This window comes from Xanthomonas axonopodis (genome assembly GCF_001304695.1).
GTDB lineage: Bacteria > Pseudomonadota > Gammaproteobacteria > Xanthomonadales > Xanthomonadaceae > Xanthomonas > Xanthomonas axonopodis.
Genome location: NZ_JFAQ01000257.1, coordinates 1 through 983 on the forward strand (window position 1 = coordinate 1; position 983 = coordinate 983).

Here is a 983-nt window from a genome sequence, read left to right on the forward strand (position 1 = left end):
TCAGGACGGGGGGACGTCGGACGCACCGCCAGCCCAACCGCCCGCGTTGCGGGCAATGGCGTACTGAACCTCCGACTGCGCCGCCCTGGCGTTGCCTTGCTCCAGCAACTCGGCCGAGTGGCGGGCAGTTACCACCGCATCCGCGCCGGTCGCCAGCAAGCCGCCCGAGCGCACCAAGGTGCCGGCGGAAGCTTCGCCAAGGAGCAGTTGCATGGACGCGGCACCGCGTTGGCCGCGAGGAACGCGCAGGGTGTGTGCGGCTTCTTCGCCGAGGGTGTGCTCGACGACGCGGATGCTGTTTTCGGACAACACTACGCGCCCGTCGTGGTGAGCGTTGGAAATGGCGAGGGACAAGCCACTGCGCTGAAGCTCATTGTTTCCGCCGCGCGTGATGGGCGTGCTGCTGACTTGGATGTGGTTGAGCGTGGTGACGATACCCGACTCGGAGTGCGCGACGGCACCCCAGCCGTGGTCCACGCCAGTGAAGTTCTTCAACGCTTCGATTTGTTGGGCGTGGATTTGGTAATAGGTTGGGGTGTTACGGAAAAACTCCCGAACTCGGGCGTTCGTTTGCGCTGGCGTTTCGCCAATCGGCGTGTTGGTGTTCAAGTCGCCGTTGATCAGGCCGACTTTGACCGTATCGCGCAGCTGCTCGACGCGCCTAGCAACTCGATCCATTGCATCCGTGTCGCCTCTCAAAGCGGCCTGACCATCTCTCATTGATTGAATCCGTTCCAAACGTTCGAGCATTCCGTCCTGGTACTCGCCGAGGGGACCACCACTATGCGGCGTCACTCCCAGAGCTTCCGCCAGCTCAGGGCTGGCCGGGAGGAACACTAGGTTTTCAGGAGCATGGATATGGAACTTCGCTGCCCCTTGCAACTTCGCGAGCAACTCGCTGTTCTTCAGTGTCTGCTGTTCGATGTTGTGGTAGTTTTGAAACAGCGTCCGATAACTAGGCATCGCTTAGGGCAACGCTGATC

At 61.3% G+C, this 983-nt stretch carries 1 pseudogene; it reads right to left on the minus strand.

Annotated features, from left to right (window positions below):
• Positions 1–18: 18 nt before the first annotated feature.
• A pseudogene (locus XAXN_RS19000) lies at positions 19–963 on the minus strand (hypothetical protein); the annotation flags it as partial.
• Positions 964–983: the final 20 nt, after the last annotated feature.